Annotated in this window: 17 protein-coding genes; 5 read left to right on the forward strand and 12 right to left on the reverse strand. The window is 47.5% G+C overall.

Features of this window, described 5'->3' with window-relative positions:
• Window positions 1-17 precede the first annotated feature (17 nt).
• Window positions 18-647, forward strand: coding sequence for a uridine kinase (locus COV52_06900; protein PIR10768.1), 630 nt, complete (start codon window positions 18-20; stop codon window positions 645-647).
• Between the two features lie 390 nt (window positions 648-1037).
• Here COV52_06900 and COV52_06905 read toward each other — a convergent pair whose 3' ends face one another.
• The 10 genes from COV52_06905 to COV52_06950 all read right to left on the reverse strand — a co-directional run bounded on the left by COV52_06905 (window position 1038) and on the right by COV52_06950 (window position 15021).
• The gene (locus COV52_06905) at window positions 1038-2303 is read right to left on the reverse strand and encodes a hypothetical protein (GenBank protein PIR10769.1); all 1266 of its coding nucleotides are present in this window, start codon (window positions 2301-2303) and stop codon (window positions 1038-1040) included.
• Between the two features lie 39 nt (window positions 2304-2342).
• Window positions 2343-3227, reverse strand: coding sequence for a hypothetical protein (locus COV52_06910; protein PIR10770.1), 885 nt, complete (start codon window positions 3225-3227; stop codon window positions 2343-2345).
• 153 nt (window positions 3228-3380) lie between these two features.
• Window positions 3381-5384, reverse strand: coding sequence for a DNA ligase (NAD(+)) LigA (gene ligA / locus COV52_06915; protein ID PIR10771.1), 2004 nt, complete (start codon window positions 5382-5384; stop codon window positions 3381-3383).
• Window positions 5377-6090, reverse strand: a complete 714-nt coding sequence (locus tag COV52_06920) for a hypothetical protein (protein PIR10772.1) — start codon at window positions 6088-6090, stop codon at window positions 5377-5379. The genes ligA and COV52_06920 overlap by 8 nt, the downstream gene beginning before the upstream one ends.
• On the reverse strand, window positions 6059-7162 hold the full coding sequence (locus tag COV52_06925) for a hypothetical protein (protein PIR10773.1): 1104 nt from the start codon (window positions 7160-7162) through the stop codon (window positions 6059-6061). The genes COV52_06920 and COV52_06925 overlap by 32 nt, the downstream gene beginning before the upstream one ends.
• 5 nt (window positions 7163-7167) lie before the next feature.
• A complete protein-coding gene (gene glpK, locus COV52_06930) occupies window positions 7168-8652 on the reverse strand; it encodes a glycerol kinase (protein PIR10774.1) in 1485 nt (494 codons plus the stop codon).
• Entirely contained in the window at window positions 8649-9158 is a 510-nt protein-coding gene (locus COV52_06935; GenBank protein PIR10775.1) for a hypothetical protein, read from the reverse strand. Before COV52_06935 ends, glpK begins: the two co-directional genes overlap by 4 nt.
• Window positions 9159-9209: 51 nt before the next feature.
• On the reverse strand, window positions 9210-10883 hold the full coding sequence (locus tag COV52_06940; GenBank protein PIR10776.1) for a hypothetical protein: 1674 nt from the start codon (window positions 10881-10883) through the stop codon (window positions 9210-9212).
• Window positions 10870-13920 carry a hypothetical protein gene (locus tag COV52_06945; GenBank protein PIR10777.1) on the reverse strand — a complete coding sequence of 1017 codons (3051 nt, stop codon included), beginning with the start codon at window positions 13918-13920 and terminating at the stop codon, window positions 10870-10872. The genes COV52_06940 and COV52_06945 overlap by 14 nt, the downstream gene beginning before the upstream one ends.
• Before the next feature lie 3 nt (window positions 13921-13923).
• Window positions 13924-15021 (reverse strand): hypothetical protein, encoded by a 1098-nt coding sequence (locus COV52_06950; protein ID PIR10778.1) that lies wholly within the window; start codon window positions 15019-15021, stop codon window positions 13924-13926.
• 155 nt (window positions 15022-15176) lie between these two features.
• Between COV52_06950 and COV52_06955 the strand changes: the two genes are divergently transcribed.
• Window positions 15177-15551 (forward strand): histone, encoded by a 375-nt coding sequence (locus COV52_06955; protein PIR10779.1) that lies wholly within the window; start codon window positions 15177-15179, stop codon window positions 15549-15551.
• Between the two features lie 65 nt (window positions 15552-15616).
• Here COV52_06955 and COV52_06960 read toward each other — a convergent pair whose 3' ends face one another.
• A complete protein-coding gene (locus COV52_06960; protein ID PIR10863.1) occupies window positions 15617-16243 on the reverse strand; it encodes an adenylate kinase in 627 nt (208 codons plus the stop codon).
• Window positions 16244-16302: 59 nt separating this feature from the next.
• A complete protein-coding gene (locus COV52_06965) occupies window positions 16303-17319 on the reverse strand; it encodes a hydrolase (GenBank protein ID PIR10780.1) in 1017 nt (338 codons plus the stop codon).
• A gap of 109 nt (window positions 17320-17428) precedes the next feature.
• Between COV52_06965 and COV52_06970 the strand changes: the two genes are divergently transcribed.
• Genes COV52_06970 through COV52_06980 form a run of 3 tightly spaced genes read left to right on the forward strand, consistent with a single transcriptional unit; the run spans window position 17429 to window position 19752 of the window.
• Entirely contained in the window at window positions 17429-17905 is a 477-nt protein-coding gene (locus COV52_06970) for an ATP-dependent zinc protease (GenBank protein PIR10781.1), read from the forward strand.
• Between the two features lie 2 nt (window positions 17906-17907).
• Window positions 17908-18813, forward strand: coding sequence for a 30S ribosomal protein S6--L-glutamate ligase (locus COV52_06975; protein ID PIR10782.1), 906 nt, complete (start codon window positions 17908-17910; stop codon window positions 18811-18813).
• Window positions 18814-18816: 3 nt separating this feature from the next.
• A complete protein-coding gene (locus COV52_06980) occupies window positions 18817-19752 on the forward strand; it encodes a threonylcarbamoyl-AMP synthase (GenBank protein PIR10783.1) in 936 nt (311 codons plus the stop codon).
• Window positions 19753-19865: the final 113 nt, after the last annotated feature.

Consider the following 19865-nt stretch of genomic DNA (forward strand, 5'->3'; position numbering starts at 1 on the left):
CAAGATAAGGTGTTCGCGTGAAAAATAAGACCATCATCATCGGCATCGCAGGCGCTTCTGCCTCAGGTAAAAGTCTATTAGCCAACACCATCGTCAACGAGCTCGGCTCCGACCAAGTCGTCATCATTTCTGAAGATTCTTACTATAAAGACTTACGTCACTTGCCACTGGCTGAGCGCGCGAAAGTCAACTTCGACCATCCGGACGCTTTCGATCATAACCTATTGTGCGAACATCTGGACAAACTGCAAAATGGCGAAACGGTGGATATTCCCGTCTACAACCACGCCGAACATATCCGCAGTGAAAAAACCCGCACTGTTGGCCAACACACCATTATCGTCATCGAAGGCATCTTGCTCTTTGTAGACCCGAACCTTCGCAACCGTATGGACATTCGAATCTACATGGACACCGCGCTGGACATTTGTCTCTTACGCCGCTTAAAGCGCGACATTATTGAGCGTCATCGCACGATCGAATGCGTGGTCGAGCAGTACGAAAAAACCGTACGCCCCATGTACCTGCAATTCATCGAACCTTCAAAACGCTATGCCGATCTTATTGTGCCACGCGGTGGTGAAAACCGCATCGCGATTGAGATGATCCAAGCGAAAATGCGCGAGCTGCTTGCCACACCCATGTAGCAACCGTCTTTGCGAGGCGCGAAGCGACGAAGCAATCTCAAGATTAATGGACAAGATTGCCACGCTCACGGTCGTTCGCTCGCAATGACATTATCATAAAATGTAGCAACCGCCTTGGGTAGCAACGTCTTTGCGAGGCGCGTAGCGACGAAGCAATCTCCAGATTAATGAAATAGATTGCCGCGCTCACGGTCGTTCGCTCGCAATGACATTAGCCATAAAAAGTCTGGGTTGAAGAGTATCGCGACAAGATGTACCACCGTCACGCAAGAGATCCAAATGGCAAAGAGAAGCGTAGCCAAATGCGACGAGGCGACGGAGTTTATAATCACATAAATGAGTAAGCCGAGGAACATTTGGCATAGCTTATCGCAGCCAGTTGGATCTCTGTTAGTGATCTATGTCTTGCCAATTCTCATAGCGCTGCAACGCCGCATTCGAAGAGCAGATTAATGTATCTTTCAACACTTCATCCACTTTGACTTGCGCATTGAGGGGAACGATTCGATTCGTGTCAACGCACAAGACTTTTTTCGAGCCTGGTGGCGGCAACAAAGCTTTTAAGGCTTTCACGTCCACTCGACCGATAGGCTCAAAGCCCACCAGGTCATTATCGCCCTGAATGATATTGGCCAAGCTCGGCACCGCTAAAAAATTTGCGCCCAAAGCCAAACCGTATAAATGCTTAACACCCGCAATGGCATTAACAATCTGCTCTAGCTGTTTTGGTGTCGCTTTGGCTAAATTAAATGTGACCACATGCAAGTAATTCACATTATGATTCAAAAGCGCGACAATCCAATTCACCTCCTGCGAAGTTAGCGTTAAGCTCTCCGGTAAAGAAAGGTGGATCGCATACAACGGTTTTTGTGTTTTAGCCATGGTCTTCAAGAGACGATCAATCGACTCGCGGCCTACCGTATTTTGGCAGCGAATACCGATGTGACGAAGGCTGTATTGTTGCAAGACTTTTTCAAAGGCATTAGCCTCAAAGACATCACTTAAATTCAAAGCCACACCCTGCCAACGGTTTTGTAAAATGGAACGGAACAAGTAAAAAGTGGATTGACTATCAAGGCGCGTTAGCCGTGTGTTCAAACCCTCAAAATGTTTCAAGCCATCCAGGCTTAAAATCAACGGGGTGATCTCATCAAAGTGTGGGTTACTCGCTGCATCAAAAAACTCAAGGTTTGGTAAGCTGTTAACAAGCGCAACCAGAGCAGAGACGTCATTATTGTTCACGCTATTATCGACAAAGCCAATCTGGACAAGCTTAGCAGCCAGAGGACTGCCATCTTGCAACTGAGTATTCTGTATTAATTGACTGAGCCCTTGGATCGCTTTGGGCGAAAACTTAATCCCATAAAAAAATATCGCGTAACCCTTAACGCGCGTAAACCGTGACGTGATTTGCGTGATACGCGCTTGAACCTGTGATAAGAACTTCGGTAAATTTTTAATGCTTAAATCCGACTTCAACACACCCTGGTTGAAAAAATCTTCAGAGAAAAAACTGATGGAGGCAACCTGCGAAACTTTCAAGGTGACTGCAAAACTGTTTTGCAGCGTGGTGGCACCCTCACGGTATTGTAAGGTACTAGCCAGGCCTACAAGACTTAGGCTCACAATCAAAAGGGCAACTAAACACCGGCGCATGGTTCATCCTTGAAAACATTGAGTGAGGTCATCTTAGCACTAGCTTTTGAGCACCTCAAGCGCTTGACTCCCGCCAAGACCAGAAACCGCCCAGAATTGACCAATACAATAATGCAGATCAACCCTTTCTTTGACAGCACCATGAGCCGAGACAACCTCTACATAAGGCCCGAAACGTGAAAGATGCAAGGCATTTTGAGGCACCAGCCATAGACTAAATGTTCGGGTCGACAGTGGCGACGCTTTGGAATACAGCACATGGCAATATTCTCCCTGGTGACAAAAATACGTGGTATGGCGATAATGATTTACGTTAAACGACAGACGATCGACTTGATTTTTCGCCACAGCCGTTTGACCCGGCATGGCTTTGAGCAACATAACCACCTGCCCTGCTTTCAAATAAGCGCCAGAATAGGCACACTGAGACACCACGCGAAGCTTATCAGGCGCCCACACTATTGTGTTGAGCTCATCAAACTCCAAACGTCGAAAGTCTTTGGCTTCTTCCCTATAGATCGGCGCAACCGCTGAGAGGTTTTCGTGTATCAGCCTGACATACGAACTTGTCGCCAAATGCTTAGCCGCCAAGGTGTCACACTCTTGCTTTAAACCGGCCTTATTAGTGTATTCATTGAAAGCGTAGATTTCAGCTTCACCTGCTTCATTGAGCTCATGAATCAGCATCTCAGGGCTTAAACGAATCAAGGCCCGCCCGCGCACAACCGTTTGATCCTGCTTTGTTTTTAAAATGTATTGTGCGCGACCATCAAACGGTGCCGTGATGATAACCGTACGGCCCTTCACAGGTAATAGCGCGTAGGTCACTTTAAACGAAACGTGCTGTATTTCTTCAGTACGGCCAGCAAGAGCGAAAGGCATCAATACGAAAATCGCCAGCGCAGCGCAAAGGTATCGCGCCATGAATCACACTCCTTATGAAGCTTATGACCTTACTGTAACCTTAAAAGCTTAAGAAAAGCTTAAGCTTTCAACCTTATACTGACGCGAGATTATAAAACAGCAGAGACAAGAGGAAGATGAGCAAACTAAAACTAGAGCGTGCTCCAGACCGCCTTACAACAGCTTTTTAAATGCTTGCTCATCTAAGATAGTTACGCCGAAGGTTTGCGCTTTATCAAGCTTAGAGCCCGCAGCTTCTCCTGCAATGAGAAAGTCCGTCTTTTTCGACACACTGTCAGAGACTTTCGCGCCACACTGCTGCAATGTTTCCTTGGCTTCATCACGGCTCATCGACGACAAAGTACCGGTAATCACCACCGTTTTGCCAAAAAAGGCATGAGATTCATCAACCACACGTGCCTGTGCCGCAGGCCAATGTACACCCAAATCACACAGTGATTGTATGATCTCACGATTATGAGCCTCAGCGAAAAAATGCAAGACATGCTCAGCCACCACAGGGCCGACATCGGGCACCGCTTGCAAAGAATCAATATCCGCAGCAGTTAAGTGCTCAAGTGTGGCGAAATGCTCTGCCAAAGCACGCGCCGTGGCCTCACCCACATTGCGTATACCGAGCGCATAAATAAACTTCGCAAAGCTCGTGCTTTTACTTTTCTCCAGTGCTGCTAAAAGATTCTCAGCCGACTTTTTTCCCATACGCTCAAGCGAGGCCAAGCTCTCAAGCTCGAGCCGATACAGATCGTCCAAGTGCTCAACCAAACCGGCCTCGATCAGCTGATCGACTAATTTATCACCCAGACCTTCAATATCCATGGCTTTGCGTGAGGCAAAATGTTTAATCGCTTCTTTGCGCTGAGCCTTGCAAAACAAGCCTCCACTACAACGAGCAACCGCCTCATCGTCTAAATATTCGATATGAGAGCCACACACTGGACACGCCGCGGGCCAAAGGATTGTCTTTGCGGTTTTCGGGCGACGATCCAAAATGACACTCACCACTTCAGGGATCACATCGCCCGCACGGCGGATAATCACCGTATCGCCTAAGCGTATATCTTTTCGACTGATTTCGTCCTTATTGTGCAAGGTAGCGTTACTCACCATAACGCCCGCCACTCTCACCGGCTGCAATCGAGCCACCGGCGTCACCGCACCGGTTCGGCCAATTTGAAAATCTACGGTTTCAACCACCGTCAGCTCTTCTTGAGCAGGGAATTTGTGGGCGATGGCCCAACGCGGCGCACGTGATACGAAACCTAGGGCTTGCTGATCCTTGAGCGAATTGAGCTTATAGACCACCCCATCAATTTCATACGGTAAACGATCACGTTTTGATAGAATCTCTTCGTAGTACGCGAGCAAAGCATCCACGCCAGTCACCACATCACGCTCAGCCACGACCGGCAAACCCAAAGACACTAAATACAACAAAATATCCGATTGCTGCTTGAACTCAGGCAAACCCTGCCCCACACCAATATCATAACAATACACCGCTAAGTGACGTTTGGCCGCGATGCGTGAATCCAGCTGGCGCAAACTGCCGGCTGCCGCATTGCGAGGATTCGCCAAGATTTTCTCACCCGCTTTATTCGCTGCCACGTTAAACGCTTCGAAAGCTTTGATCGGCATATACACTTCGCCACGGACTTCCAAAAGCTTTGGGGGCTTGCCTGAAAGCTTTAATGGCAAGGCACGAATTGTACGCACGTTGTGCGTCACATCCTCACCCACTTGCCCGTCACCGCGTGTGGCAGCTTGCACTAAAAGACCGTCTTCATAACGCAAACTCACCGCCAAGCCATCAAGCTTAGGCTCGACAGCAAAGCTCACTGATGCGCGCTCAAGCTTATCTGTAATACGCTTGATAAAAGCCTCAAGGTCTTCTTTAGTAAACGCATTCGCTAAGGACAACATCGGCTTTTCATGACGGACCGTTTTAAATTTATCGAGTGGTGTGGCACCCACACGCAGCGTTGGGCTATCGGGTGATTTTAACGTGGGATGCGCGATCTCTAATGCTGACAATTCATGAAATAAGCGATCATATTCACTATCAGGCACTGAGGGGGCATCGTGTAGGTAATATTCTTGGTTATAGCGTTGCAAAAGCATTTCGAGCTCACGCATGCGTTTTTCGATCGCTTTACTCATTCGGCTTGACTGCCTGTATCGACACCAACACGCCAAATAAAGGGTGATCAAAATACGTAAAGTGACTTAAAAGCATGCGTTGCGTCTGATTAATACTAAAACTTTGCAGAGGCACGAGATTGAACTGTTGACCAAAATCGCTATCGCTCACACCACTGACTTGACTGACTGGCAAGGTTAGGTTGAGCTTCACATCGCCCATAATAAAGCGGCCTAAATCAACCTTCACCGCTCCGTCGATTTGCCAGTAAGCGGCTTGCGGCAACACAGGGAAATCATGAATCACGGCGCTGTCTTGTGAGATCACTTGACCTTTCGCATCATAAGCTTGGCCGCCATAAATATGCAGCCACTTTGCCGGCGCATCATTGGACTGCAACCAGGCCACATCCAAAACGATATGGTTTTTTTGTCTAGCCAACAAACGACCAATTCCTCGCAGTTGCTGCTTGGGGCCTGGCAATAAGGTGTATGTGGCAGAAACGGGTGGTTGATTTTCAGAAGATTGAAGCACTGCAAATTTTTGTAAGCTTGCCGGAGAATACAGATAAGAACGCCATTGTTCAGAAGCCAGTGTATCAGGTGTGACGTGGGTAAAGACTAATAAGTTGATGCGATACGTTTTAGCCTGCGCCACGATAGAAAGCACAAGCAACACAAGCGCAGTAGATAACTTAAAGAGACACTTGTTGCTCAAGCGGCTCATGACCACCCCCTAATAGCTTCTTTTCAATGTGCGCGAGCTGGCCTGTGTCTTCCATTAGCAACAATGCCTGATCAAGCAAAGCCACTTTAGCAGAACCCGCCCGCATCGCAAATGCATAACGACCATTAGGGAAGACTAAATTAGTTTGCTCCACCTCATGATCAGGGTGCTTGACCAAGTAATAACGCGCATCGATGCTATTCAGGAATGCCGCTGCAACTTTATGCGCACTCAGTAAATTCATCGCTTGTTCCACACCTGCGACCACCATCGGTTTAGCGCGATAATGACGCACCAAATTAGCCGCGACTTTGTCGCCCTGTAAAAAGGCGACCCGCTCACCCTTAAAACTCGACAAAACCACCGCCTGGTGTTTCGATGAAACACGCGCGCTGGTCAGTTCTGCCGTGATGACTGCCGTCATGGAAGTGACCAAAAACAACATGAGCACCATCCAGATAATGGTGACCAAGCGGCCTAAAAACGTTTTCGGCGATTTATCGCCGTAACCCACGGTAGTCATAGTCACCATCGCAAACCAAATACCGGCGCCAATACCGCGCAAGGGTTTTCTCGGGAAATCCGTGTTTTTACGACGTTCAAACCACCAAACCAAGACACCAACAATGACAATCAAGACGAATAAAGCCAAGACCACGCTGCTGGCCAAAACGCGCAGAAATGGCGCGATCTCTTGCCAAAAAGATAAGGACTTATACGGCGTGTAAACCTCAACATTGTCATCGATATAGCTACTGAGAAAGACAATACCAGGATGGCCAGGTTGTGCCTTGATGGGGCCCAAAACCACATCCACTTTTTTAGCTTTCAACGCCTGCATAACGTCAGACTTAGAATGATAGGTGATGTAATGTGAATCCAAACTCAGCTGATCATTCAAACGCTCCCAGACCGCCTGCGCAACCTCAGCGACAGCCTCATTACCTTGCGACTCAAGAACGCCTACGGTATAGCGATTAAAAATGGCTGCTTGCGAAAAAGAAAACAAGCTGATTAAGATGAAAATAGAGAGCCAGCGCCTCATTGAAGATTCCCTAATAGACGGTAGCATCCAGTTTATGCAAAACTTAAGGTCGCTTCAACGGCTTTTTGCCAACGGGCATAAGCTTGTTGAACCCCTGAAAGATCGCTCGATGGCATAAAGTTCTGATCGCCTTGCCAGAGTGTTTCAATGTTTGAAATCGACTCAAAAAAGCCGGTCTTTAAACCCGCCATAAACGCCGCGCCCAAGGCGGTGATTTCCGTGTGCCTAGGCTTTGAAACCTCAAGCGCTAAGACATCGGACAAATACTGCATGAACCAACCGTTCGCCGTCATACCACCATCGACACGCAATTGAGTTAAGTTTGAGACGCCATCTCGCTTCATGGCTGTGAATAAATCCATGGTTTGATAGCAGACGGCTTCCAGAGCGGCGCGGGCGATGGCGGCCCGTGACGTGTCGCGCGTCATCCCCAAAAGGCTTGCTCGCACATCCGGCTGCCAATGCGGTGCGCCCAAGCCTGTAAAGGCAGGCACCATGTAAACACCCTCATTTGAACTTAAAGAAGCAGCCAAGTGCTCCGTTTCAGCCGGCGCATTAATCACACCAAGCTTCTCATGCAACCATTTCACCGCTGCACCCGCGACAAAAATACTGCCTTCCAGCGCGTACTGAACTTGCCCCTCTACTCGACTAAGCACGGTCGTCAGCAAACGATTCTCGGATGACAACGGTTGATCACCTGTATTGACCAAGGCAAAACAACCCGTACCGTACGTACTTTTGATCATACCCGGTTTAAAGCAAGCCTGCCCAAAGGCTGCGGCTTGCTGATCACCGGCCACGCCGGTGATAGGCACCGCTTGCCCAAAAAACTCAACATCAAGGCTGCCAAAATCGTCCACATTATCTTTCACTTCGGGCAGCATGCCTTTTGGAATATCAAACAACGTGAGCAATTCATCATCCCAGGTTTGCGTGTGAATATTAAAAAGCTGAGTGCGAGACGCATTCGTCGCATCGGTGACGTGTGAAGCCCCCTTGCTTAAACGCCAAATCAAAAAGCTATCGACAGTGCCAAACAGTAAGTCGCCGGCTTGAGCCTTCTCACGCGCACCTGGGACTTCATTTAAAATCCAGCGGATCTTGCTGGCCGAAAAATACGGATCCAACAAAAGGCCCGTTTTTTCCGTGATCAGCTTTTCATGACCCGCCTCACGCCATTGCTGGCAAAACTTAGCTGTACGACGATCTTGCCAAACAATCGCAGGATACACCGCTTTGCCCGTGTGCTTGTCCCAAACCACCGTGGTTTCCCGCTGATTGGTAATGCCAATCGTATTGATCGCCTTCACGCCACCGGCTTGTTTAATCGTCGAACGAATCACAGACAAGGTGGTGGCCCAAATCTCTTCAGGGTCGTGCTCTACCCAGCCGTTTTTAGGAAAAAACTGCTCAAAGCTTTTTTGTGAAACGGCGAAGATATTCGCCTGCTGATCAACGAGCAAGGCACGCGTGGATGTCGTGCCTTGATCAATCGCTAGAATGTAATGACTCATGGTTTATAGAGTGACTTAGGCTGAGGATAGGCTTTTTCCATTAAGGCCTTTAGCTCGCCCGGCATGACACGCACCCAAGTTTGCGTACGGCCCAACAAACTAAAGCCAATATAACCACGTACAGCTAAGTCGTGACCACCTTTGGTAAGGTGCATTTTCACTTTGTATAAGTGACCGCTATTCGGATCAAAAATATGGCCGCCTTCCCAATCATCAGCGGTTTGATGCAAGCCTGACATAATCGTCAAACCCGCCAGACGGTGATTATGGTATTTGCCGCCACACTTTGTGCAGTACAAATTTGGGGCTTTGCCATTGATTTTAAAACCCGTGATAATGCGGCCACTGAATGTGCCATCATCGGCTTTATAGATTTGCATAATACTTTGAAGCTTGCCCGTATGATCATCGTACTGTTTCCAGTAACCGATAGGCGAAGCCAGATTAACCGCAAAAACCACACAGGAAAGAGAAAGACTGAATAACAAAACCCATAAGCGACACATAGACACCCCCTAAAACTAACCAGCAATAAACGCAACCATTTTAGTCAGCCCCTATTCAACTTGTAAAGTAAAACCTTGATGGTGCTTTTTTTTGATCGATGTGAGCATGATGTTTGCCTCACGCTCTGTTTGATAGGGCCCGATATAAACACGGTAAAGCACCGTCGGCGAAGAAGCTGATCCTAGGGAGTAATAGTGCAAACCCGGCAAGTTACGACACGAAAGCATCAGGCGAAACAACTCTGGACGACTCGTGGTACTGGCTAACTGCACAATATGCTCACCTTTTTGGGGCTGAAGCAAATAACTCTCAAGTGAAAGGGGCTTCGCGCTTTTGTATAATACACGATACGATGGCATCGCATTCTGGGAAGATCCCGACATCCATGATGCAATGGTTGTAATCGTTTTGCCGTTTAGTACGCCAATATCTTCCTGCAGTTCAACATAGGTATTCACATAATCGTATTGTGTTTTGGCCATAATACGCAACTCATCATAGTATTCAGCAATCAATTGCAACAAGTCCATTTCCGTCTTTTGACCGAGAGCCACTTGCTGCATCATGTATTTAATGGCCAATCGGTCAGACTGAGCAGCTAAACGGTTTGCTTCGTAACGCTCAGCAAGGATCCCGAGATCCAAAAAATCTTCCTTTGTCTTGACTTGCAATAAAGCGCGCATATCCAGCAGCTGATAATAACTCTTCGAGTAGCGGGCTTCTTCATGCTGTGTTTCAGTGTAAATACGCCCCCCCTCAAACACAGGCATAGAAATCTCAACACCGGTTGTATAGCCATGGGCATGCGTGCTGAATGGCTCACTGACGTTGCCAACATAAGGCACCCCAGAATTATAACCCGCCATATTCTGACTATTGCTTTTATTGTACGACGCGACTGCCGTAACAGAAGGCAAGCGCGAGGTGGCCACGGCGGCAATAGCGCCGTGTTTTACAGCCACTTCCTGAAGCAGCGCCTGCACGCCTAAATTGTGAAAAATCGCCTTTAATTGCAGCTGGCGAACACTACCCCGAGCAGCTTTTGGGGAAAAGTGTGCCGAAAAACCGTTAACACGATGAATAGGCTGGTTGAGGGTAGCAGACAGTAAATCGAGAGCATCTTCGTGCATAGCGATTGCTTGTGCATGATCAGACAGAGCACGACGATAGTTTGCCTTGGCCTCTAACACCTGATCCTTGGTACGCTCGTTAAGCTTATAAGCTTTTTCAGACACAATCAGCGCCTTCTTTGTTAAAGCAAGCTCAACATCAGCCGCCTGAATGAGACGCTCAGCCAATGAAACAGATGTATAGCGCTTCACAACGGTTTTCGTTAAATGTTCCCTTGCTGCCGCATAGCGATAACGTAGCCCTGCCTTAGCAATGGATGACAAACGCAAGGCAATAAACTCTGGAAAATTAAACAGTGTCTGTGTAGCCGTAGCGCCATAAGATTCGTAAGAAACATCCGTGGCCGCACTACTATCAAAATCATACTTACCTTTCACGTTTGTTCCAGTTAAAGCCACGTGAGGCAGCACATCTGTTATAGCGCGATTGGCTTTTTCCATCTCTGCACGCATCTGCTCATAACTTTCTTTATAGTTGTAGTTATTCGAAAGGCTTAGCCGGTAAGCTGTGTTTAAACTGGTGACACTCGCTTGGCCAGAAAGCGCCACCGAGACACACGATACACCGAGCAATAATGTACTAAGAATTTTCACGCCCTCTCCTCAAGCAAACCTCCATGGCTTGTTCTAGCAAAGAGTAGACACAAGGCACGAGAATCAAGGTCAGAATCGTTGAGGCTAGCATGCCAAATATCACCGCCACACCCAAAGAGCGATCGCCTTCAGAACCAATGCCTGTGCCAAATACGGCAGGAATCATGGCTAAAATAATCGTTAAGGATGTCATAATCACTGGGCGCATACGGCGCGGACAAGCTTGCTGCAAGGCCTCATTAATCGATAGTCCCTCTCTACGAAGTTCGTTCGTTAATGAAATCAACAAAATTGAATTCTTTGCAACCAAGCCCATCAGCAGTAAAACTCCAATCATTGAATAGATATTTAAGTCAATGTGAGCAAGCCACAAGCCATAAATAGCACCAATTGCAGCCAATGGCTGAGCCAACATAATCACCACAGGTTGAATGAGGGAATTAAACTGTACTGCTAAGACAACGTACAACATCAGCAAGCCGATCCCCAATGCGGTTAACATACCGCTTGCCACTGACAAATATGACTCGCTTTGTCCCAAAAATAATAACTTAACCTCTGCAGGCAGGTGTTTTTTGGCCAAGGCCTTCACTTCAGCAATGGCAAGCCCTAAGGATTTTTTTGGCTTACCGCTAAACTGAATATCGACCTGATCATTGATTCGACTAATCTGGCTAAAGGCCACACTCGGAACCAGTTTTGCCACGCTGCTCAAAGGAACAAACTGACCCGACGGTGTATACATATAAATTTTATGCAGATCATTAGGCTGGGTGAGACTCCCCTCTTCTGGTGATAAGTAGATCGGGAAGGTGACGCCACTACCTTTGTACAATAGGCTGCCAACTTGGATATCACCACCGTAGAGAGCTGTAACTTGTGCCACGGCTTGCGGCGTAATGCCCATACTGGAAATCAAGGCTCGATTGACCTCCAGGCGATATTGAGCCTGAAGCTTTGGTGCATCAATAGAGAGACGCCCTAAATCAGGGTGTTTATCCAAAACATCAGAAAAATCTTGGCCAATTTTTGTAAGAATAGCGTTATTTTTCCCGAGCAAAGCAAAATACAAAGGATCAAGATGCCCACTCACAAACGGTTTGCCTGCCACAGTGACTTCTGTGCCAGGGATATCCGAAAGCGCTCTTGACAGTGTATCGATAGCAGCATCTGTATCACGAACCTGTTTAAGGTTAGCGATGATAGTTCCCTGATTTTGAGTATTCTGCCCAAGCAGCAGTAAATTAGAATAAATAAACGGGCTTGCTTTTACCCTAGCCTCTATGAGCTTGGCCCGATTTAATGTGTATTCCAACCCGCTATTGTGCGGAGTTTTAAACTCAATCTCTAAGGCAGAATTATTTTGCTTTGCCGGCAGAAATCCAGAACCGATAACCCCCATAAGAAAATAGGCTGGCACACATAAAAGAACCACCAACACCACCGTGAGAATTCTTCCTTTTAAACAGAGCTGCACCAATCTCGTATAGGCCTGGTCCAAACATGAGAAAGCGTGTTTCAAAAACCTTGTCAAAAACCAAAGACGCTCTGGCTGGCTCGGCAAATATTGACAGAGAATAGGCGACAAACTCAAGGCAAAAAACAAAGAAAATAAAACACCAGAAACCACAACCAGCGCAAAAACCTTCAAGAAAATGCCGAGTATACCCGGCAAAAAAAACACAGCCACAAAGATACAGACTAGAGAAATGGACGAAGCAATGACAGGCTTAATGATTAAGCTCATAGCTCTTAAAACAACCTCTGAACGCGGCAGGGCCTCACCTGTTGCCGACTCGCCCACATGCTCAACGGCTTCCACCACGACAATCACGTCATCAACGACAACGCCAACTAGCAAAATCAAGCTCAGCAGTGTCAGCATGTTGATAGAATAGTCGAACACATAAAGCACAACCAAACCGCCGAGCAAAGATAGCGGCACGATAGCCACCACAACAAGGGTTGGCGCCAATCGTCTTAGGAAAATAAACACCACCAACGCAGCGAACAAAACACTCCAAACAATATCGCTTTTTAATGAGCCCAAGGTGTCTTCGATAATACGTTTTGCATCGTAGGGTATTGATAAGTGAACACTGTTCGGTAAATCAGTAATGACATCATCATTAAGAAATGTATCAACTGAAGACAAAACAGAGAAGGTATTTGTATCATTGCTTTTTACAATACCCAGAGCAATGCCCTGCTCGCCGTTCAAGGCAGAGTACGCTTGATTACGGCCGGCGGTGAGCTTAACGTTAGCAATGTCTTTCAAGAAAATGGGGGCATGATCTCGATAGGTAATGATCATATTCTCCAAAGCCAGCAGACTGTAAAACTTAAGATCTAAATTCAAAAGGTAGCGCTGTTGAAAGGTCGTGACAAAACCACCAGGTATGCTGATATTCCTGGTATTAAATGCCTGAAAAACTTGCTGCAAGTCGATTCCATAGGCACTCATTTTCACAGGATCCAAAAAAACCTGAACACTGCGCTGCCCTGCACCAACCAAGTTAACACCCGCCACACCTGGAATACGAGATAAGTCAGGCACAATATTGTGCTCTGCATAAAAGCTCAGATCATTGACACTATACTGACCTGACCTCAAAAATAACCACATAATCGGCACATTGCTATTGCTGAATTTCTTAACCGTGATGCGCACGTCCCCAGGCAAGCTCGACTGAACCTGGCCAACTTCATTTTGAATCATCTGATACGCATCATTAACCGGAACCGATAAATTCATTACGCCAGTAATCAAGCTAATATTCGGAAACGAAATAGAAAAAAGATTGGTCATTTTGCTGATTTTCATCAACTGTTTATTGAGCGGCTGAGTAACAGACTGATCGACGGCTTCCGCACTGGCGCCATGCCATGTAGCACTCACCTTAATAATCGGGGGTGTTGTATTCGGTAAATGCTCAACTGAAGTATTGCGATAAGCGTACCAACCAGCGACACAAACCAAAATAGCCAGCAAAACCGTGACAAGGGGGCGGCTTAGGAAAAAACGAACAAACCACATGGTCTACTGCTTCTCCATCACGTGAACCCTGACACCTGAATGCAAAAAGCCTGCGCCGTCTGTGACAACTTTATCGCCACTCTTCACACCGCTTAGCAAAACATCAAAGCCATTAATTGAACCATCCTCCATGGTGATCGGCAAAGGATAGGCTCGCCCCTCTTTCACCACAAAAACAGCCGGCCCTTTTAACGTCAAAACCACACTTGAAGGCGGCACCAGAAACACTTTTTTGTGCGGATTAATGATAACCTTGCCTTTCACGCTCATGCCAGGGTACCAACCACCTGGGTTATCAAAATAGACCAAAACACCAAAGGTTCGATTAAACTCACTGATCAGCGGCGTGATACCCGCCACTTTTGTTTTAATCAGTGGTAAATTCTCATTGTTTGTTGAGTAAAGTTCAACCGTTTGGCCAGGCTTAATTTGGTTCCTAAAATCCTGAGAGTATGGCAACACAGCCTTCAGGTGATGCGTATCGGCCACAAGCGCCAATAAAGTGCCGGCTGCAACAACCGTGCCCTCATGAACCTTAAGCTCTTGCAAATAACCTGTGAGTGGTGAGCGAATATTTGTATCCCCAAGCCTTGCTTTCGCCTCGTTGTATTGAGCCTGAGCCATTTCACGGTCGCTTTTTAAGGCGAGCAAGCGGACTTGTTCAGCTTGGAGCGTGCTTTTTGTGATCGCGCCAGAATGATATAGCGCGGTGAGTCTGTCGACGGTTTCTTGCTGAAGAGTATAGCCAGCATTAGCCTTATCAAGCTGGGCCTTCGCAGCATTGAGATGATACCCTTCTTGTTGCGCACGAAGCGTCATCAAAACGTCGCCCTTTTTCACAGCCTGCCCCTGAGAAAAATAAATGCGGCTCACCCGGCCTGGCACGGTGCTTTGCGCATAGTTAATTCGAGTACTCTGAATATTGCCGATAGAAATATAGCCCTGAGCGATAAACCTAGGTTCCACTACATGCAGGTTAACAGGCACCACTTGCGAAGCCAGTGCTGTAGAAGATAAAGCAAAGCACAAGCAAAAAAAGGCAGGCAATGTGCTTGATAAAAAGCGAAGCCTTGTGAGTTTCGGCATTTGTTTACAGGTCATCTAACAATCAAACAGGGTTAATTACACAGCATTACCCAGCGGCAAGTCCATAAAATAATTTGATTTTTTTGAAAAAAAATTTGCAGTTACATAATATATGAATTAAATTAACAACGTAGTCATCATTTTATCTATTCATTTAAGGAGATATGGATATGCCAACTAAGAAAACTACTGCAAAAAAGACGACCGCTAAGAAGCGCACTTCAAAGCCAAGTCTTAAGGCGCTTGAAACTAAAATCAAGCAATTAGCTAAAAAGCTTGCTGAAGCTAAAAAGCAACACGACAAGCTTAAAAAGGAAGCTAAAAAGAAGCCCGCTGCTAAAAAAGCAGCGCCTAAGAAACGTGTCGCTAAGAAAACAACGGCTAAGCGTAAACCGGCCAAGAAAGCTGTCACTAAAAAGACAACAGCTAAGCGTAAGCCGGCTAAGAAAACCGTTGCTAAAAAAGCTGCGTCTAAACGTGTAGCTAAAAAAGCACCTGCTAAGCGTAAAGCACCTGCTAAACGCAAAACTGCTAAGAAGAAGTAAGACGACTACTTAGCAAAAAAAGCCGCGATCTTCGCGGCTTTTTTAGTTTAAGAAGTCACAAAAGACTAGCGCTCGAGATGCGCGCAAATATTGGCCTCAACGCTTGCCACATCACCCTCACCGTCAACATGAATCGCACGATCTTCATAATACGCCAGCAATGGTGTCGTCAACGTTTGATAAACCGCCAAACGCTTAGTGACTGTTTCAGCCTGATCATCATCACGCTGAGTGAGTGGCTCACCCGTTTCATCATCCAATCCCTCACGCTTAGGCGGGTGATTCACAACATGGTAAACCCGCCCTGAAGGCAGGTGAACACGTCGCCCAGTCAAACGGCTAACAACCACTTCATCACGCACATCCAAGACGATCACTCGATCCAAATTAACCCCCGCCTCGTCCAAAGCTTCAGCTTGCGGCAGTGTGCGCGGAAAGCCGTCAAGGATGAACCCCTTGGCGCAATCCTCCGATGCGATACGATTAAGGACAATCTTGAGCATAAGCTCATCATTCACATAGTCGCCACGATCCATAACAGACTGCACTTGTTGCCCCAATGGCGAAGCAGACTGAATTTCTCTACGTAGCATATCACCGGTTGAGATATGTGGAATATTCAGCTTATGACTTAAACGCGCGGCCAAAGTGCCTTTGCCGGCGCCTGGCGCACCTAAAAATAAAATTTTCATGAACATTATTACCTAGACTTATCTTTCGGAGGGCATTTTAACAAGCGAACCCAGTTTTGTCACTCGCTGAGGGCTTTCACTTTTTGCTGCTGCGCTTGTGCGTAGGCTTCTTCCAGAATCGGACGCAGAAAATCAGGGATGTGCTTCTCAAGCCAGTATTCGGCCTTACCCGGCATGCTGCCGCTAACAAATCCCACATGCCCACCGCACTCAGCAAGCTCTAAAGTCACAAAGGGAGAAAGCTCTTCCTCAGTGGGAATCACGTCAGGCGACATAAAGGGATCATCTTCGGCATGCACGATCAAAGTCGGCACCTCAATATAACGCAAGTACTGGCGACAGCTCGCACGCTGATAATAATCTTCTGGACACAGATAACCATGCACCGGCACCACGAACAAACTATTAAAGTCATGCAGATCTTTCACTTTGCTAAAGGCATCCAAATCAATCGGGGCTGACTGCCCCGCGGCTTTGAATTTACCCAGCACCTCGTCGCGCAGTTGATCTAAGATCACCTTGTGATAAAAGCGAGAAAAGCCTTTGCGCACACGATTTAATGATTTCTCAATCACAAACGGCACCGAAACAGCTACAGCCGCTTTGAGTGGATTGTATTGGCGCGTTTCGCCCAGCCACTTTAATAAAACATTCCCCCCTAAGGAAAAACCAACACCCGCAAGCGGTGTGTTGGGCTCACGCTGCATCAAGGAAATCACAAATTCCTGCAGGTCATTCGTGTCACTGGCGTCGTACGTTCTGGCGTGCACATTCGGCTTGCCACTGCTACCTCGAAAATGCATCAGCACACCCCGGCAACCACTCTCGGCAATCGCCTTGAGCGCACCTGTGGCATAGGGTGATTTTATGGAGCCACCGATACCATGCAGAACAATCACAATGGGCCCATCGCCCTCGCCGGCCCAGACAAGATCCAAGAAATCCCCATCACGCAAGGTAAAGCGCTCTTCCCGCAACGCAATTTTGGCATGATAACCTGTGACCTGGGGCCACAAGGTTTGAAGGTGCGGGTTTTTGAGCCACCACGCCGGCTTAAACACACTTCGAATAATCATGAATTATTCTATACAGCAAACTTGAATCAACACAAGTTCTTTTAAGGCCCACCACTTGACCAGGCCACGTGCTTTGTTACGATAAATTCAATCAACAGGAATCAAGCGTATGGAAATCATCGGCTCACAAAAAATCTTAATCGGCTGGAAGGAGTGGTGCTCGCTGCCCGAGCTTAAAATACCGGCGGTGAAAGCCAAAATTGATACCGGCGCTAAGACCTCTTGCATTCACGCCATCAATATCGAACCGTTTAAAAAGAACACCGTCGACTGGGTGCATTTTACTATCGACCCTATTCAGGGCGACGACACGGTTTTAGTAAAAACCAACGCGCGTATCGTCGACAAGCGCCTGATCACAAGCTCCAACGGCCACAAAGAACTACGATACATTATCCATACCACATTGCGTTTAGGTGAGGTAGAATGGCCCATCGATATTAGCTTGTCGAACCGTGAATCCATGCGCTTTAAAATGCTACTGGGTCGAGATGCGCTAAAGCATCACACACTCATCGACCCAGTTAAAATGCATTGCCATGGCAAGTTCACCAAACGACAAGTCAAACGCATGTACGGAGCTTAAGCATGAAAATTTGTATTCTCACGAAAAATTCGAAACTTTACTCACATCAGCGCTTAAAAGAAGCCGGTGAAAAACGTGGCCATGAAATGATGATGCTCAACACCCTCCACTGCTATATGAACATTTGCGCTTCTGAACCCACGGTGCATTACCGTGGCGGTAAAGTGCTTGAACAAATCGATGCCGTGATTCCTCGTATCGGCGCGAACAATACTTTTTACGGTACGGCTGTTTTGCGTCAGCTCGAAGTCATGGGCACTTACTCGCTCAATGATTCCCTGGCTATCGTTCGCTCACGTGACAAATTACGCTCCCTACAATTATTGTCTCGAAAAGAAATACCCATGCCCGTCACAGGCTTTGCCAAATCCCCACTTGACACCGAAAATCTTATCGAGCTTGTTGGCGGCGCACCGTTAATCATCAAACTCTTAGAAAGCACGCAAGGCGAAGGTGTGGTCCTAGCTGAAACCAACAAAGCCGCTCATTCAGTAATCAATGCGTTTAAGCTGCTTAATGCAAATATCCTTGTCCAAGAGTTTATCAAAGAAGCTGCTGGCACCGATATCCGCTGCTTTGTGATCGGCGACCAAGCTGTGGCAGCCATGCAGCGCACCGCCAAAGCGGGCGAGTTCCGCTCAAACGTGCACAAAGGCGGCTCTGTTGATGTCATTGAATTAACCCAAGAAGAAAAAGATATCGCCGTGCGCTCAGCGCAAGTGATGGGCCTTGAGGTCGCCGGCGTTGACCTTATTCGTTCTGCGCGCGGCAGCCTACTATTGGAGGTTAATTCCTCACCCGGCCTTGAAGGCATTGAGAGAGCGACAGGGCTGGATATCGCCTCGATGATGATCGAGCACATCGAGCGCGAAGTCTCAAATAGCAAGCACAGTGATAAAGCTCGGTAATCGATGATTCACACTCTGAATGATGAAAGCTTAAAACAGGCTGTTGACCGACTACGCGCAGGCGAGCTGATTGGCTTACCGACTGAAACCGTCTACGGCCTTGCCGCTGATGCCAGCAACACCGCAGCAGTTGAAAAAATCTTTACCTTGAAGCAGCGTCCGAAAAACCAAGCGCTGATTGTTCATGTCAGTCACAACACCCCACTCTCACACTTTGCGCGCGACATCCCTGAATTTGCAAAAACCCTCATCGAACAATGCTGGCCGGGCCCCTTATCGCTGATTTTACACAAACGCCCCGAGGTAAATGATTGGGTCACAGGTGGCCACGATACCATCGCCCTGCGCTGCCCGAAACACCCTGTGGCTCAAGCTGTATTGAACACATTCGGTGGCGGGCTTGCCGCACCCTCCGCGAATCGCCACTGTCATTTAAGCCCCACGACCGCCGAAGATGTGTTCGATGAATTTGGCGATGAACTGGCATTGATTTTAGACGGTGGTGCATGTGACGTAGGCATTGAATCAACCATTCTCGATCTCACGCACACCACACCCACCATCGTGCGGCCTGGTTTTTACACAGCCCAGGATTTAGAAAGCATTATCAACACTCGGGTGGTTTACGCAAGTAGCGACCAGGCCAATGCCCCTGGCAATCTTGCCAAGCATTACGCACCCGAAACACCGACATTCCTTTGCGAAACTGAAAACTTACCTCACTCTCCTCATATCGGCGTACTGAGCTTCAAGCCGGCTTCGCATGAACATTGGATCTGCATCGACAAAAACCCCGAAGCCATGGCGCACGCGCTCTATCACAGCTTAAGAGAGCTCGATCACGCCAAGCTAGAATCCATCGTCATTGAAACCCCGCCGCAGGACGAAGCCTGGCGAGCGATTTGGGATCGATTGAAGCGTTTGTGCAGCCAGCTCTGAGATTAATATTGCTTTCCAGACTCGCCTGTCTGTTCGTATTTACCAAGCAACCGTATTGAGTAGCCGGGGTTTCCAATGCTTCGCATTTCAACACAGGCTGCGCTGTAACATCA

The organism is Gammaproteobacteria bacterium CG11_big_fil_rev_8_21_14_0_20_46_22, from assembly GCA_002796245.1.
In the GTDB taxonomy this organism is placed as follows: Bacteria; Pseudomonadota; Gammaproteobacteria; order UBA12402; family UBA12402; genus 1-14-0-20-46-22.

Coding starts and splice junctions, on each gene's coding strand:
- COV52_06920 (PIR10772.1), bottom strand. CDS start 6,090: ATGAGCCGCTTGAGCAACAAGTGTCTCTTTAAGTTATCTACTGCGCTT.
- COV52_06965 (PIR10780.1), bottom strand. CDS start 17,319: ATGATTATTCGAAGTGTGTTTAAGCCGGCGTGGTGGCTCAAAAACCCG.
- ligA (PIR10771.1), bottom strand. CDS start 5,384: ATGAGTAAAGCGATCGAAAAACGCATGCGTGAGCTCGAAATGCTTTTG.
- COV52_06925 (PIR10773.1), bottom strand. CDS start 7,162: ATGCTACCGTCTATTAGGGAATCTTCAATGAGGCGCTGGCTCTCTATT.
- COV52_06975 (PIR10782.1), top strand. CDS start 17,908: ATGAAAATTTGTATTCTCACGAAAAATTCGAAACTTTACTCACATCAG.
- COV52_06955 (PIR10779.1), top strand. CDS start 15,177: ATGCCAACTAAGAAAACTACTGCAAAAAAGACGACCGCTAAGAAGCGC.
- glpK (PIR10774.1), bottom strand. CDS start 8,652: ATGAGTCATTACATTCTAGCGATTGATCAAGGCACGACATCCACGCGT.
- COV52_06950 (PIR10778.1), bottom strand. CDS start 15,021: ATGACCTGTAAACAAATGCCGAAACTCACAAGGCTTCGCTTTTTATCA.
- COV52_06945 (PIR10777.1), bottom strand. CDS start 13,920: ATGTGGTTTGTTCGTTTTTTCCTAAGCCGCCCCCTTGTCACGGTTTTG.
- COV52_06970 (PIR10781.1), top strand. CDS start 17,429: ATGGAAATCATCGGCTCACAAAAAATCTTAATCGGCTGGAAGGAGTGG.
- COV52_06935 (PIR10775.1), bottom strand. CDS start 9,158: ATGTGTCGCTTATGGGTTTTGTTATTCAGTCTTTCTCTTTCCTGTGTG.
- COV52_06905 (PIR10769.1), bottom strand. CDS start 2,303: ATGCGCCGGTGTTTAGTTGCCCTTTTGATTGTGAGCCTAAGTCTTGTA.
- COV52_06910 (PIR10770.1), bottom strand. CDS start 3,227: ATGGCGCGATACCTTTGCGCTGCGCTGGCGATTTTCGTATTGATGCCT.
- COV52_06980 (PIR10783.1), top strand. CDS start 18,817: ATGATTCACACTCTGAATGATGAAAGCTTAAAACAGGCTGTTGACCGA.
- COV52_06960 (PIR10863.1), bottom strand. CDS start 16,243: ATGAAAATTTTATTTTTAGGTGCGCCAGGCGCCGGCAAAGGCACTTTG.